This window comes from Zobellella denitrificans (genome assembly GCF_002407485.1).
In the GTDB taxonomy this organism is placed as follows: domain Bacteria; phylum Pseudomonadota; class Gammaproteobacteria; order Enterobacterales; family Aeromonadaceae; genus Oceanimonas; species Oceanimonas denitrificans.
In genome coordinates, this window is record NZ_CP012621.1 from 3,208,521 (window position 1) to 3,223,197 (window position 14,677).

Sequence of the window (14,677 nt, forward strand, 5' to 3'; positions counted from 1 at the left end):
CACGGCACCGCCATCACAGAATCGCGTTAAAATCCGCGATTTGCGCCTTCGTCGCCGTGGCCGCATTGGCCATACTTTGATTGCATGTTAGCCTTGCGCTTAAAGTCCTATAAATGATCACGTATCAACATTCACATTGAAGAATATCAAACTATGAGCCAAGCAAGCAGGCCCGTGCTGGGGCAAATCGGTGATTACGAAATCCGCCTGCTCAAACTGTTCAAGACGGTGGTGGAGTGCGGCGGCTTTTCGGCGGCGGAAACCGAACTCAACATCAGCCGCTCCACCATCAGCGTGCACATGGCCAACCTGGAAAACCGGCTCAAGCTCAAGCTCTGCCGGCGGGGCCGCTCCGGCTTCGCCCTCACCGACGACGGCATGGTGATCTACGAGTCCGCCAAGCGGCTGTTCGCCCGGCTGGAGGAGTTCCGCTATACGGTGAACGAGCTGCACGAACAGCTCACCGGCGAGCTGAAAATCGTGTCCAGCGATAACATCTGGCTGGAGGACGACTTTCCCATGGCCGATGTGTTCGCCGCCCTGGGCGAGCAGGCGCCGGATGTGAACGTAAGCGTGGACGTGGCCCATATGGGCGAGATCGAGCGGCGGGTGCTGAGCGAGGACGCCGACATCGGCTTTATCCACTACCACCGGGATCTGGAAGGGCTGGAATACCACCACCTGTACAAGGTGCGCTGCTTCCTCTATTGCAGCGACCGCCATCCGCTGTTCTACGCCGAGGACGACCAGATCATCGAACAGCGCCTGGGTGACCACAAGCTCATTCACCCCGGCATCTATACCAACCCGGAGGCCAGCGCCCAACTGGCCGGCCTGCGCCTGGCCGGGCGCGCCTACCACTACGAGCCGAGGGCGGCGCTGATCCTCTCCGGCCAGTATATCGGCTTTTTGCCCGAGAGCTTCGCCCGCCGCTGGGTGGAAAGCGGCCGGCTCAAGGCGCTGCTGCCGGAGCAGAAGAACCACTACCTCGGCATCTCCGCCATCACCCGCAGCCATGGCCGCCAGAGCCGGCTGAAGGAACTGTTCCTGCAGCTGTTGCAGAGCCACCTGGTACCCGCCTCCTGAGAACCAAGCCGGTTGCGTCCGTGACCGGCTTCACATAACCTCCATCGAAAATGCTTTAAATATGCACCCTTTTGGTGCTTACTACTGCACCAAGCTGGGTTTTCCGCGTTTTGTTTGACTGGGCTCAAACCAAACATGAATCATTATGTATTTAATCCATGACGGAGCTGTCGCAGACTGCGTATACCCCTCAGGGGTAACAAAATATCAACAATGACTTTGGGCCCGCCCAAAGCGATGGAATGTGATAACACAAGGGACTAACCATGACTCGTATCTGGAGCTCAGCTCGCACCAAAATCGCCGCCTCCCTGATCGCCGTCGCCGGCATGGGCATGACCATGGAAGCCATGGCTGCCGACATCACCTGGCGCTTTACCAACCTCTACTCCCGTGGCACCGCCTTCGGTGACGTCTACCAGTCCTTCGCCGACAAGATCGAAGCCGACTCCAACGGTCGCATGAAGATCAACATGCTCTACGCCGGTGAAGGCGTGGACACCGCCGGCATCATCGGCGCCACCAAGTCCGGCCTGCTGGACATGGCCGCCCCCTTCCAGCCCATGCACGCCGGTGAAATTCCCTTCGGCGTGGTCGAGGTGGGCCTGCCCGGTTCCAGCGGCACCCTGGAAGAGCTGAACACCCTGTTCCACGAGAAAGGCTGGGGCGAGATCCTGACCGAAGCCTACGACCGCCATGGCCTGGTGTGGCTGGATCCCTACTTCCAGCCCGGCGTCTACGTCATCACCAAGAAGAAAATCGAATCCATCGAGGACTTCAAGGGCCTGAAGATCCGTGCCCCCGGCGCCTACGGCCGCTTCTTCCGCGAGCTGGGCGCCTCCCCGGTCAACCTGGCCTGGGGCGAGGTCTACACCAGCCTGGCCACCGGCGTCATCGACGGCACCATCGGCTCCAACCTGATCGACCACCGCGACGGCAACTTCGCCGAGGTGGCCAAGTACATGTACCCGCTGCCGGTGTCCAGCGCCCAGGCCCTGCCCGTGCTGGTCAACAAGAACGCCTGGAACAAGCTGCCCGACGACCTGAAGGAAGTGGTCCGCAACGCCGCCAGCTGGCACGCCCAGCAGCAGGCCGAGAAGTCCGCCCTGTGGGAGCAGGACGCGGTGGCCGACATGGAGAAGATCGGCATGCAGTGGAGCCCCGCGGCCTCCGACGCCGACCAGGCCAAGTGGCGTGAAGCAGCCGAGGCGGTCTGGGCCCACTACGGCAAAACCGACAAGTACAGCGCCCAACTGGTAGAGCTGCTCAAGTAACCCTCCACCATGCTGCCCCGCCCAGGCGGGGCAGATCCGTATCTCAACCCACGGATGCACGATGAAAACACTGCTTTGTTTATGGTGCAAAGGGGTCGGCCTGCTGGTGTCCACGGTCAGCCACACCATCGCCCTGGCCCTGCCCCTGCTGGCGGCGACCATCGCCTTCGAGGTGTTCGCCCGCTACGTGCTCAACAGCCCGACCCTCTGGGCCTACGACGTGTCGCTGTTCCTGTTCGGCTATATCGGCGCCCTGTGCGGGGCCCATGCCCAGCTGAAAAAGGCCCATATCAACGTGGATATCGTCTACCTGGCGGTGTCCCAGCGCATCAAGAACCTGTTCAACCTGCTTTCCAATGTGCTGGGTGGCTTCTTCCTGATCGTGGTCGCCAGCAAGAGCTGGGAAAAGGCGCTGGAGGCCATCGACTTCGGCTACACCCGCCAGTCGGAATGGGGCCCCTCCATCGGCCACTTCTGGGTGATGGTGACCGCCGCCGCCATTTTGTTCCTGCTGCAATTGTCCGGCGACATGCTCAAGGATGCCTGGCAATTGTTCACCGGTGAGCCCCTGCTGTCCGAGGACGAGGAATAATGAGTATTGAAATGATCACCGGCCTCCTGCTGCTGGGAGTGCTGATTTCCTTTATGCTGGGCGCCCAGGTGGGCCTGGCCCTGGGCGGCGTGGCCATGCTGCTCGGCTATGCCACCTGGGGCGAGGGCATCTTCAACATAGTGCCCACCACCATCGAGAGCACCCTGTTCAGCTTTGTGCTGCTGGCCATCCCGCTCTACATCTACATGGGCCAGTTGCTGACCCGCTCCGGCATCGGCGACGCCATGTTCAAGGCCAGCCAGCTGCTCATCGGCCGTATCCGCGGGTCGCTCGCCATCAGCGTGATCGGCGTCTGCTCCATGATCGGCGCCATGGTGGGCATCATCGGTGCCGGCATCATGACCTCGGGCAGCATCGCCCTGCGCCCCATGCTGGAACGCGGCTACGACAAGAAGCTGGCACTCGGCGTGATCATGGCCGGCGGCGGCTTGGGGATCCTGATCCCGCCCAGCATCCCCATGATACTGTTCAGCTCCACCACCCAGACCTCGGTGGGCAAGATGTTTATCGCCGCCCTGGTGCCGGCGCTGATCTCCATTACCGTGCTCATCCTCTACGTGGTGATCTCCTGCAAGCTCAACCCGAGCCGGGCCCCCATCGGCCACGCCCTGGATGCGCCCCAGAGCCCGAAAGAGCGCTTTATCACCCTGCGCGACGGCCTGATGGCCCTGCTGCTGATCGTGGTGGTGCTGGGCAGCATCATCAGCGGCATCGCCACCCCCACCGAGTCTGGCGCCATCGGCGTGGTCGGCGCCCTGCTGCTGGCCATCATGTACAAGCGCTTCAAGCTCAAGATGATGAAACGGTCCGGCATCGAAACCGCCCTGCTGGTGAGCGTGGCCATCTGGATAGTGCTGGGCGCCTCGGTGTTCAGCAACTTCCACCTGCTGATGGGCGTGCAGGGCATGGTGGCCGACTTCGCCGCCGGCCTGGATCTGCCCCCCATCGTGATCATCCTGATGATGCAGGTGGTGATGCTGCTGCTCGGCTTTATCATCGACGAGATGATCATCGTGCTGATCTGCGCCCCCCTGTTCACCCCGATCGCGGTGAGCCTGGGCTATGATCCCATCTGGTTCGGCATACTGATGATACTGAACATCGAAATCGCGGTGCAGACCCCGCCCTACGGCTTCGCCCTCTTCTACCTCAAGGGCATAGCCCCGCCGGGCGTGACAATGCTGGATATCTACAAGTCGGTGCTGCCCTTCGTCATGCTCAAGCTGGGCGTCCTTATCCTGTGCATGCTGGTGCCCGACATCGTGACCTGGCTGCCCAACAAACTGATGGGGTAACACGCTTATGTTCAAGCAAATACTGCTGCCACTGGACTTTGAACACCAGGATCTCTGTCCCCAGGTGCTGGAGTCGGCGCTCAAACTCTGCCATCCCGAGGGCAGGATCAACCTGCTCTACGTCAACCCGGCGCGCATCCACCACGCCGCCGCCGCCCTGCTGTCGAACGAGCTGCTCGACAACCTGGAGCAAGTGGTCCGGCAACAGATGGAGGCCTTTATGGAGAACGGGATCCCCGAGCCCCACCGGGGCAAACTCTGGGTCAAGCGGGGGGTGGTGTACGACAGCATCCTCGCCCAGGCCCGCAAGCACGGGGTGGATCTGATCATCATGCCCGCCTCCCGCCCCGGCGCCGAGACCTACCTGCTCGGCTCCAACTCCTCCAAGGTGGTGCGCCACGCCGACTGCGCCGTGCTGGTGATCCGCTGAGCCGGCGGAGAGACAGGGAAATACGCGAACCCGACGGGGCTCCGGAAGCGGAGAGCAGATGGAAAAACCGGGGAGACGTCGGTAAGCCTGCGCGGGGCAGGCCGGTGCGGCAGACCAGGCTGCCGTGTTCAGGGGGCGTTCAGCGGGCGTTGTTTTCGGCGGTGGGGAGCCGGCCGTCCAGCGCCTCGAGGATGGAGCAGTGCTCGGCGCTTTCCAGGCCGCCGCAGCAGGCGTCGGACAGCTGCTTGAGGGAGTGGCGGAAGCGTTCCAGCTCGGCAATGCGCTCCTCCACGTCCGCCAGCTTGGCGTCGGCCACCGCCTTCACCTCGCGGCAGGTAGCCTGGCAGCTGCTGATCCGCAGCGACAGCAGCTCTTCGATGTCCTTCAGGGAAAAGCCCACCCGTTTACAGCGCAAAATAAAATGCAGCCGGTTCTTGTCCTCCTCGCTGTAGAGCCGGTAGCCGGCCGGGGTGCGCAGGCTGGGGGCGAGCAGCCCCTCCTTCTCGTAAAAGCGCAGGGTATCGGCCTTGATGCCGAAATGCCTGGCCAGTTCGCCGATTCGAAACATTCCTCAATCCTCCGCTTGCAGCATGGTTTTGTTATACATAAAACCTCTTGACACCAAAGCAAATAGTCCGACAAGGCACCACAAAATGCTGTAGAATATGCCGCCTCCGTTCTGGCGTACCAGGCGGTTTGGTAAAGCCGGTGGTCACGCCGATTTTACCAAACCCCCCGATTGATCGTTAAAGGAACGAGAACATAATGGAAACTGCTCGACCCATTCGCCGTGCTCTGCTGAGTGTGTCCGACAAACAAGGCATCCTGGAGTTCGCCCGCGGCCTGCAGGCCCGCGGCGTGGAACTGCTGTCCACCGGCGGCACCGCCCGCCTGCTGGCCGACCAGGGCCTGCCCGTGACCGAAGTGTCCGACTATACCGGCTTTCCGGAGATGATGGACGGTCGGGTCAAGACCCTGCACCCCAAGGTGCACGGCGGCATCCTCGGTCGCCGCGGCCAGGACGATGCCATCATGGCCGAGCACGGTATCCTGCCCATCGACATGGTGGTGGTCAACCTCTACCCCTTCGCCAACACCGTGGCCAAGCCTGACTGCACCCTGGAAGACGCCATCGAGAACATCGACATCGGCGGCCCCACCATGGTCCGCGCCGCGGCCAAGAACCACAACGACGTGGCCATAGTGGTCAACGCCGGCGACTACGACCGCCTGCTGGCCGAGATGGACGCCAACGGCAACAGCCTGACCCAGGCCACCCGCTTCAGCCTGGCCATTGCCGCCTTCGAGCACACCGCCCAGTACGACGGCATGATCGCCAACTACTTCGGCACCATGGTGCCGGCCTACCACGAGGCCGCCGAGGGCTCCAAGTTCCCCCGCACCATCAACTACCAGTTCACCAAGAAGCAGGATCTGCGCTACGGCGAAAACAGCCACCAGAGCGCCGCCTTCTACGTGGAGAACCAGGTGGACGAGGCCTCGGTCGCCACCGCCACCCAGCTGCAGGGCAAGGAACTGTCCTACAACAACATCGCCGATACCGACGCTGCCCTGGAGTGCGTGAAGGAATTCGATGAGCCGGCCTGCGTCATCGTCAAGCACGCCAATCCCTGCGGCGTGGCCCTGGGCAAGGACTTGCTGGAAGCCTACGACCGCGCCTACCAGACCGACCCCACCTCCGCCTTCGGCGGCATCATCGCCTTCAACCGCGAGCTGGACGAGGCCACCGCCCGTGCCATTATCGAGCGCCAGTTCGTGGAGGTGATCATCGCCCCCAGCATTTCCGCCGAGGCGAAAGCGGCCGTGGCCGACAAGAAGAACGTGCGCCTGCTGGAGTGCGGCCAGTGGGCCGGCAAGACCCGGGGACTGGACATCAAGCGCGTCAACGGCGGCATCCTGGTGCAGGATCGCGACCAGGGCATGGTGGAGCTGGCCGACCTCAAGGTGGTCAGCAAGCGCCAGCCCACCGCCGAGGAGCTGCAGGATCTGCTGTTCTGCTGGAAGGTGGCCAAGTACGTCAAATCCAACGCCATCGTCTACGCTAAAGGCGGCCAGACCATCGGCGTGGGCGCCGGCCAGATGAGCCGCGTCTACTCCGCCAAGATCGCCGGCATCAAGGCCGCCGACGAAGGCCTGCAGGTGGAAGGATCCGTGATGGCCTCCGACGCCTTCTTCCCCTTCCGTGACGGCATCGACGCCGCCGCCGCCGCCGGCATCAGCTGCGTGATCCAGCCCGGCGGCTCCATGCGCGACGAAGAAGTGATCCAGGCCGCCGACGAGCACGGCATGGCCATGGTGTTTACCGGTATGCGCCATTTCCGGCACTGATTATCCTTCTGTGCCGGATGCGCCTGCATGGCATGTTCAGCAGGCAACACCAGGTATTGAAAGCAGGACTGGCAGGGTCGGCTAAGCCGACCGTCGGCGGCAGGGATGCCGCCGTCGAGCTTACATGGATGTACTTGCAGCGTGTCGGCGTGCCGACCCTGCCAGTCTCGCGCGGCACAAAACAGACACTATCTTCGAACCGATTTTAAGGAACAGACCATGAAGGTATTGGTTATCGGCGGTGGCGGTCGTGAACACGCCCTGGCCTGGAAAGCCGCCCAGTCTCCCAAGGTAAGCCAGGTATTCGTGGCCCCCGGCAACGCCGGCACCGAGCTCGAGCCCAGCCTCACCAACGTGGCCATCTCCGCCACCGACATCAAGGATCTGCTGGCCTTCGCCCAGCAGGAACAGATCGGCCTGACCATAGTGGGCCCCGAGGCCCCGCTGGTGGCCGGCGTGGTCGACGCCTTCGAGGCCGAAGGCCTGACCATCTTCGGCCCCAGCGCCGCCGCCGCCCAGCTCGAAGGCTCCAAGGCCTTCACCAAGGACTTCCTGGCCCGGCAGCGGATCCCCACCGCCGCCTACCAAAACTTCACCCAGGTGGAGCCGGCGCTGGAATACCTGCGCGAGCAGGGCGCCCCCATCGTGGTCAAGGCCGACGGCCTGGCCGCGGGCAAGGGCGTGATCGTGGCCATGACCCTGGAAGAGGCCGAGGCGGCGGTCCGCGACATGCTGGCCGGCAATGCCTTCGGTGACGCCGGCAGCCGGGTGGTGATCGAGGAGTTCCTCGACGGCGAGGAAGCCTCCTTTATCGTGATGGTGGACGGCGAGCACGTGCTGCCCATGGCCACCAGCCAGGATCACAAGCGCGTCGGCGACGGCGACACCGGCCCCAACACCGGCGGCATGGGCGCCTACAGTCCCGCCCCCGTGGTCACTCCCGAAATCCACGACCGCATCATGGAGCAGGTGATCATGCCCACGGTGCGCGGCATGGCGGAAGAAGGCCACGTCTACAAGGGTTTCCTCTACGCCGGCCTGATGATCGACAAGAGCGGCCAGCCCAAGGTGATCGAGTTCAACTGCCGCTTCGGCGACCCGGAAACCCAGCCGATCATGCTGCGCCTGCAGTCGGATCTGGTGGAGCTGTGCCTGGCCGGCTGCAAGGGTGAGCTGGACCAAGTGACCGCCGAGTTCGACCCGCGCGCCTCGGTGGGCGTGGTGCTGGCGGCGGGCGGCTACCCGGGCCACTATCGCCAGGGCGACGTCATCACCGGCATCCCCGCCGAAACCGAGAGCACCAAGGTGTTCCACGCCGGCACCAAGTTCAAGGACAACGAGCTGGTCACCTCCGGCGGCCGGGTGCTGTGCGCCACCGCCCTGGGCCATACCGTGACCGAGGCCCAGGCCAACGCCTATGCGGTAACCCGCCAGATCGCATGGGATGGCGTCTTCTACCGCAACGACATCGCCTACCGCGCCATCGAACGGGAACAGCAGGCGTAAGCTGGAAGCTGGAAGCTGGAAGCTGGAAGCTGGAAGCTGGAAGCTGGAAGGATAATACCGAGGGGCCGGATAGGCCCCTCTTTCTTTTTGCGCGTTGGCGGCGGTTTACAGCTGCCGCCCCAGCCAGTTGGCGAAACCGGGCAGGGCGCCCAGGTGGGGCAGCAGGGTGATGCTCAGCTGCGGATACTGCTCCCGCTTCTGCTCCAGCACCGAGGGCAAGTCCTTCACCACATGCTTGCCCTGGGCCAGGAAATAGGGAAACAAGCGGATGTCGGTGGCGCCGGCCGCCACCTGGGCATCGATGGCCTGCTCCAGGCTGGGCTCGGCCAGCTCCCAGAACCCATGGCCGATAACAGCAAACTTGTCGCCCATGCCCTCGGCCAGGGCGCCGGCAAAGGCGGCGATTTCGTCGTTGGCGGCCGCCCGCCGGCTGCCGTGGGCGACCAGGATAAACCCCTTCATATCACTCCTTTCTCAATCCTGTTTTCAGCTGTACCAGGGGCGCCTGGGCCGCCAGTACGTCAACACAAAAATCCCAGCTGGAAATACGGTAGTGCTGGATGTCTTCATCCAGGTGAGTGCCCTGGGTCTGCTGGTGAAACCAGGTCAGAAAACGGGACGGGGTAATCAGCTGCACCTGGGCGTCGACATCCCGCTCGTCGTCGTCCACAAAATCCAGTACGTCGCTTCCCTCCAGTACCCGGTAGCCGAGCAGGTGCTCGAACACCAGCCGGTAGATCACCCGGGGCGGTGTGTCGATATCGGTGGGCATGCCCATCGACAACCGCAGACTGCCATTCCACACATCCTGATGCAGCTCGGTGAGCATCAGCCCCGTGGCCAGCCCTCGGGCACCAGCCCAGGGTGTCGCCACCTGTCGAATCGCGTTTACTTCCATAACAGCCTCCCTGAAACGGGAACAGACCTGGTTCAGTTATAACAACCGGACAATCAAAGGAGCAAGAGAAGGTGAAAAAAAACCCGGCAGAGCCGGGTTTGGGGAGATTATTTGACCGCGTCTTTCAGCGCCTTGCCGGCCACGAAGCTCGGCACATTGGCGGCGGCAATTTCGATTTCCTTGCCGGTTTGCGGGTTGCGACCGGTGCGGGCGGCGCGATGGTTTACCTTGAAAGTGCCGAAGCCGACCAGCTGAACCGGATCACCTTCCTTCAGGCTTTGGGTGATACCGTTGAGTACTTCTTCCAGTGCTGCCTTGGCCTGAGCCTTGCTCAAGTCCGCCTTGGCGGCGATTGCATCGACAAGCTGAGTCTTGTTCATAGGGGATCCTTTCTCACTTGGCATTAAGCGGTTGCCCACTCTAGTCAAATTTCGGGCTCAAGCAAAGCCTTTGTCTTGAAGCCAAATATCAAGTGCCGTTGTTTTGTTCGGAAACTGCGGAAAACATCACATAACCGCAAGGGAAAAGCCCGTGACGACAGGACGACGGACGACGTCAGCATAGCCGACCGGAACCCGGGCTGCCAAGCCCCGGCGCCGTGCCACAGGCAAAATCTGCCGCAATGCCGGGCCTGGCGGCGGCCCGGCTGACGCGTCAGGACTCCAGATCCTTGATCACCACGGTGGAGTCGCAGCGGCCATAGCCCTCGGCCAGCAACTTCTCGTAGACCTGGTACACATGCTCGGTGAGCGGCAGCTTGAGTCCCTGGTGCTTGGCCTCGTCCAGGCAGATGCCCAGATCCTTGTGCATCCACTGGGCGGCGAAGCCGAAGTCGAACTTGCCCTCGGCCATGGTCTGGGCCCGGTTCTGCAACTGCCAGCTCTGGGCCGCGCCGCCGGCCAGCACCTCGATCAGGGTGGGGATGTCGAGCCCGGCCTTCCTGGCGATCATCAGCCCCTCGGCAATGCCCTGCACCGCCCCGATCACGCAGATCTGGTTGACCATCTTGCAACGCTGGCCGGCGCCCACCGGCCCCAGTCGGGTCACCTTCTTGCCGTAGGCGGCGAGCACCGGCGCGGCCTCGGCCACGTCCGCCTCGTCGCCGCCGATCATCACCGTCAGGGCACCGTTTTCCGCCCCCAACTGGCCGCCGGACACGGGGGCATCGATAAAGCGCAGCCCGGCCCCGGCGGCCTTGCCGGCCAGCTCCTCCGCCAGCTCCGCCGAGGTGGTGGTGTGGTCGATGAGCAGGGCGCCGGCCTTCATCCCGGCCAGTATCCCCTGCTCGCCGTACACCACGCCACGGACGTCGTCGTCGTTGCCCACGCAAATCATCACCATGTCGGCGCCCTGGGCCGCCTCGGCGGGGGTGTCGGCACGGGCGCCGCCAAAGCGCGCCACCCAGTCGGCCGCCTTTTGCGGGTTGCGGTTGTAAACGCAGACCTCGTGGCCCGCCTGCTGCAGATGTCCGGCCATGGGAAAGCCCATGACCCCCAGTCCGATAAATGCCAGTTTCATCTTCTGTTCCCCTGCTCTGGTAGAGATAACAAATTGAATCGGAGAGAAATCATCACACGCCGAGGGAATGGGGACAAGCCTTGCCGGCACCATAAAAAAGGCAAGGTCCGCCTGCGCGGGCCTTGCCGAAAGGGCACTTCTTGTTATGGGCAAGCGGCGGGGTGTCCCCGCGGGTTATCAATTGACGTTGGTACTTTCGAAAATCTTGTCCGCCGAGGCGGCGACGAAGCCGGTGTAGAGCTTGCCGTCGGGCTGGGCATAGCGCAGGGCGAACTCGTAGAAGCAGCTCGGCAGCTCGGCCTTGCCGTCGCTGAACTCGACGATGGCGGTGTCGGCCATGGTGGAGGACTGCTCCAGCAGCACCTCGGGCGAGCCCTTGATCTCGCCGCCCGCGGTGTTGAGCCGGAAGCCCGCGTTCTTGAGCGCGCTGTTCACCGCCTCCAGGCTGTCGAAGCCGTCCAGCTCGTTGACGCTGACGGTGAAGTGGTTGGCCCTAAAGCCGTAGGCCGCCAGCCAGGCCGCGTATTCGCTCTCTTCCAGCAGGGCCTTGTAGTCTTCATAAGAGAGCTTCCAGGGCGCGCCGGAATAGAGGAAACCGGTCTGGGCGGGCAGGCCCTCGTCCACCTGGTCGATCAGGCCGGCGACGATGCGCTGCAGCCCGGGGGAGCACTGCTCCAGCAGCAGTTCGCTGATAAACACCTTGGGCGCGGTGGCATCGAGGGGATGCTCGTAGTGGCGGGCGTAGAGCTTCTTGGCCTCGAAATGGTACTCGCCCTTCTGCTCGTAGCCCAGCGCCAGGAAGTGGGCGGCCAGCTTCTCCAGCCCCAGCTTGGGATGGCGGAAGGTACGAAACGCCACGTGGTCGTTGATGATGGCCTTGCCGCCGCCCAGCAGCTCGTGGATCTCCAGGGCGCTGGGGGTCATCTTCAGATAGTCCTGCCACAGGGCGTTGAACAGTTCATTCACCGAAGTGTGCATGCTCTTTTTTCCTTGTTGTGGGGTCATCCCTATTTCACGCAATCCGAGCGGTCCGGATAACGGCGCCGGGCCGCTCAGTACCTTGATGGCCGACCGGCAAAACGCCGGCCGGCCTTGTCTCCTCCCCCACCCCGGCCAAGGCCGGGGCCTGCCATCGGTGCGCCCTAGAACTGCAGCCCGGGCGACAGGCTGGCCGGCATGGTCACCCTGTCGTCTTCCACCGAGGCCACCGGGTAGGCGCAGTAGTCCGCCGCATAGTAGGCGCTGGCCCTGTGGTTGCCGCTCTCACCGATGCCGCCGAAGGGGGCGGCGCTGGAGGCGCCGGTGATCGGCTTGTTCCAGTTGACGATGCCGGCGCGGATGCGGCGGAAGAAATAGTCCCAGTCTTCCTGGTGGTCCGACAGCAGGCCGGCCGACAACCCGTAGCGGGTGTGGTTGGCGATGGCCAGGGCCTCGGGCAGCTCGGTGTAGCGGATCACCTGCAGCAGCGGGCCGAAGTATTCCTCGTCGGGCAGATCATGGATGGCGGTAACGTCGATGATGCCCGGCGACACCAGGCCGGTGCCGGCCTGCAGGTGCTTGAGCATCAGCAGCGACTCGCCGCCCAGGGCCAGCAGATGGGCCTGGGCCGCCACCATGGCCTTGGCCGCCTTTTCGGAGATCATCGAGCCCATAAAGGGCTGGGGATCCGCGTCGTACCGGCCGACCCGGATGGCCTTGGTCACCGCCACCAGCCGTGCCAGGATGCGGTCACCGGCCTCGCCTTTCGGCAGCAGCAGACGGCGCGAGCAGGTGCAGCGCTGGCCGGAGGTAATGAAGGCGGACTGGATAATGGTGTGCACGGCGGCGTCCACGTCTTCCACCCGGGTCACCACCAGGGGGTTGTTGCCGCCCATCTCCAGCGCCAGGATCTTGCCCGGCTGGCCGGAGAACTGGCTGTGCAGCAGGTTGCCGGTGCGGGACGAGCCGGTGAAAAACAGGCCGTCGATGCCTGGATGGGCCGCCAGCGCCTTGCCGGTGGCCACCTCGCCCTGCACCAGGTTGAGCACCCCGGCGGGCAGGCCGGCCTGCGCCCACAGCCTGACCATCTCCTGGGCCACCATGGGGGTCAGCTCGGAAGGCTTGAACACCACGGTATTGCCGGCGATCAGCGCCGGCACTATGTGGCCGTTGGGCAGGTGGCCGGGGAAGTTGTAGGGGCCGAACACCGCCACCACGCCGTGGGGCTTGTGGCGCACAAAGGCGCGGGCGCCGGGCATGGGATTTTCCACCGTGCCGGTGCGCTCGAAGTAGGCCTTTTCGGAGATGCCGACCTTGCCGACCATGGCCGCCACCTCGGTGAGGGTTTCCCACTGGGGCTTGCCGGTTTCCCGGGCGATCACCTGCGCCAGCTCTTCCTTGTGTTCGTTGAGCAGCTCGGCATAGCGCTTGGCGATGGCCAGCCGCTCCTCGACCGGGCGCTCGGCCCAGGCCAGGGACGCCTCGCGGGCGGCGGCGATGGCGGCGGCCACCTGCTCGGGGCCGGCGGCCGCGCCGCGCCAGATCACTTCATTCTTGGCCGGATCCAGGGAGGCGAAGGGTTCGCCCTCGCCCGCCAGCCATTGACCATTGATATATTGCACTGCTTCAGTCATTGCCTTACATCTCCACTACCCGGACGGTGTCGCCGTCTTCAACCTTGAGCAAGCGGGCCATCTCGGGGGACAGCACCGCCTGGGCTTTTTCTTCATTGACTGCCATATCGCCGATCAGGGCCCGGAAACCATCGAAACGGGTGTTGCTGATCAGGAACTTGCCGGCATGTACCGGCTGGCCAACCTGCACCGTCAGCCGCCGGCTGTTGCGCACGGTGCGGATGTGCTTGAGATCGCATTCCACACTGGGGCCGGCGTCGAAGATGTCCACATAGCCGCGCCAGGCGAAGCCTTCTTCCTCCAGCAGGCGCAGGGCCGGCCGGGTCTTGTCGTGGGTCTTGCCGATCACCGCCCGCGCCTGCTGGGACAGCAGGTTGACGTAGATCGGGTACTTGGGCATCAGATCGGCGATAAAGCCCTTCTGGCCGATGCCGGTGAGGTAATCCACGGTGGGGAAGTCCATGGAGAAAAAGTGCTCCTGCAGCCAGCTCCAGAACGGGCTGTTGCCCCGCTCGTCGGACACGCCGCGCATTTCGGCCAGGATGCGATGGTCGAACAGCTCGGAAAACTCGGCCAGGAACAGAAAACGGCACTTGGACAGCAGCCGGCTGTTCAGCCCTTCCCGCGCCTTTTCGCGCAGGAACAGGGTGCACAGCTCGCTGACCCCGGTGTAGTCGTTGGTCAGGGTCAGGGTCTCGACCACGTTGTAGATGCCGAGCTTGCGCGAGCTGTGTACCTGCTTGCCCAGCAGGTAGGTATAGAAGGGGGAAGACAGGCCCACGGCCGCGTCCAGGGCGGTGGTGCCCAGCACCTCGCCGGTGTCGCTGTCTTCCGCCACAAAGAAATAGAGGCACTCGCCCTTGCCCGCCGGCCGGCTGGCGAAGGAGGCCATGGAATGATCGATCTTGTTTTGCAACAGCTCATCGTTGACCGGCAGCGAGGTAAAACCGTGGCCGGATTCAATGGCGATCTGCTTGAGGGTGGGGAAATCTCTCTGCTCGATGGGGCGAATCACCAACATGCAGAACTCCTTATTACAAAGTTGGCGACCAGGACGAGGCAACCCTGCCCCGCCCTGATAGCTGTCGCCGGGATG

15 protein-coding genes are annotated in these 14,677 nt (G+C 63.6%); 7 read left to right on the forward strand and 8 right to left on the reverse strand.

Annotation, left to right across the window (positions count from 1 at the left end):
- Window positions 1-153: 153 nt before the first annotated feature.
- The 5 genes from AN401_RS15170 to AN401_RS15190 all read left to right on the forward strand — a co-directional run bounded on the left by AN401_RS15170 (window position 154) and on the right by AN401_RS15190 (window position 4,698).
- Window positions 154-1,086 carry a LysR family transcriptional regulator gene (locus tag AN401_RS15170; RefSeq protein ID WP_094040615.1) on the forward strand — a complete coding sequence of 311 codons (933 nt, stop codon included), beginning with the start codon at window positions 154-156 and terminating at the stop codon, window positions 1,084-1,086.
- A 266-nt stretch (window positions 1,087-1,352) separates the two neighbouring features.
- Window positions 1,353-2,360, forward strand: a complete 1,008-nt coding sequence (locus AN401_RS15175; protein WP_094040614.1) for a TRAP transporter substrate-binding protein — start codon at window positions 1,353-1,355, stop codon at window positions 2,358-2,360.
- Window positions 2,361-2,421: 61 nt separating this feature from the next.
- Window positions 2,422-2,952 (forward strand): TRAP transporter small permease subunit, encoded by a 531-nt coding sequence (locus tag AN401_RS15180; RefSeq protein ID WP_094040613.1) that lies wholly within the window; start codon window positions 2,422-2,424, stop codon window positions 2,950-2,952.
- Window positions 2,952-4,268, forward strand: coding sequence for a TRAP transporter large permease (locus tag AN401_RS15185; RefSeq protein WP_094040612.1), 1,317 nt, complete (start codon window positions 2,952-2,954; stop codon window positions 4,266-4,268). The genes AN401_RS15180 and AN401_RS15185 overlap by 1 nt, the downstream gene beginning before the upstream one ends.
- 7 nt (window positions 4,269-4,275) lie before the next feature.
- The gene (locus AN401_RS15190) at window positions 4,276-4,698 is read left to right on the forward strand and encodes a universal stress protein (protein WP_096779814.1); all 423 of its coding nucleotides are present in this window, start codon (window positions 4,276-4,278) and stop codon (window positions 4,696-4,698) included.
- A gap of 139 nt (window positions 4,699-4,837) precedes the next feature.
- Here AN401_RS15190 and zntR read toward each other — a convergent pair whose 3' ends face one another.
- Complete coding sequence (gene zntR, locus AN401_RS15195) at window positions 4,838-5,266, reverse strand: Zn(2+)-responsive transcriptional regulator (protein WP_094040610.1); 429 nt, start codon at window positions 5,264-5,266, stop codon at window positions 4,838-4,840.
- A gap of 197 nt (window positions 5,267-5,463) precedes the next feature.
- Here zntR and purH point away from each other — a divergent pair, with 197 nt between their 5' ends.
- Together purH and purD are read left to right on the forward strand one after the other, a co-directional pair.
- Window positions 5,464-7,047 (forward strand): bifunctional phosphoribosylaminoimidazolecarboxamide formyltransferase/IMP cyclohydrolase, encoded by a 1,584-nt coding sequence (gene purH / locus AN401_RS15200; RefSeq protein ID WP_096779815.1) that lies wholly within the window; start codon window positions 5,464-5,466, stop codon window positions 7,045-7,047.
- Window positions 7,048-7,266: 219 nt separating this feature from the next.
- Window positions 7,267-8,553 (forward strand): phosphoribosylamine--glycine ligase, encoded by a 1,287-nt coding sequence (gene purD / locus AN401_RS15205; RefSeq protein WP_096779816.1) that lies wholly within the window; start codon window positions 7,267-7,269, stop codon window positions 8,551-8,553.
- Window positions 8,554-8,658: 105 nt separating this feature from the next.
- On the opposite strand, the gene AN401_RS15210 is transcribed toward purD, so the two are convergent.
- From AN401_RS15210 to astA, 7 genes are all read right to left on the reverse strand, one after another.
- Complete coding sequence (locus tag AN401_RS15210; protein ID WP_096779817.1) at window positions 8,659-9,015, reverse strand: sirohydrochlorin chelatase; 357 nt, start codon at window positions 9,013-9,015, stop codon at window positions 8,659-8,661.
- A gap of 1 nt (window position 9,016) precedes the next feature.
- Window positions 9,017-9,451, reverse strand: a complete 435-nt coding sequence (locus AN401_RS15215) for a hypothetical protein (RefSeq protein ID WP_094040605.1) — start codon at window positions 9,449-9,451, stop codon at window positions 9,017-9,019.
- A gap of 107 nt (window positions 9,452-9,558) precedes the next feature.
- Window positions 9,559-9,831, reverse strand: a complete 273-nt coding sequence (gene hupA, locus AN401_RS15220; RefSeq protein WP_094040604.1) for a nucleoid-associated protein HU-alpha — start codon at window positions 9,829-9,831, stop codon at window positions 9,559-9,561.
- Window positions 9,832-10,105: 274 nt separating this feature from the next.
- Window positions 10,106-10,969: an NAD(P)-dependent oxidoreductase gene (locus tag AN401_RS15225; RefSeq protein ID WP_096779818.1), complete on the reverse strand. Its 864-nt coding sequence runs from the start codon at window positions 10,967-10,969 to the stop codon at window positions 10,106-10,108.
- Between the two features lie 177 nt (window positions 10,970-11,146).
- Window positions 11,147-11,947 carry a DUF1338 domain-containing protein gene (locus tag AN401_RS15230; protein ID WP_096779819.1) on the reverse strand — a complete coding sequence of 267 codons (801 nt, stop codon included), beginning with the start codon at window positions 11,945-11,947 and terminating at the stop codon, window positions 11,147-11,149.
- Window positions 11,948-12,111: 164 nt separating this feature from the next.
- Complete coding sequence (astD, locus tag AN401_RS15235; RefSeq protein ID WP_096779820.1) at window positions 12,112-13,581, reverse strand: succinylglutamate-semialdehyde dehydrogenase; 1,470 nt, start codon at window positions 13,579-13,581, stop codon at window positions 12,112-12,114.
- Between the two features lie 4 nt (window positions 13,582-13,585).
- Window positions 13,586-14,602 (reverse strand): arginine N-succinyltransferase, encoded by a 1,017-nt coding sequence (gene astA / locus AN401_RS15240; RefSeq protein ID WP_096779821.1) that lies wholly within the window; start codon window positions 14,600-14,602, stop codon window positions 13,586-13,588.
- Between the last annotated feature and the right edge of the window lie 75 nt (window positions 14,603-14,677).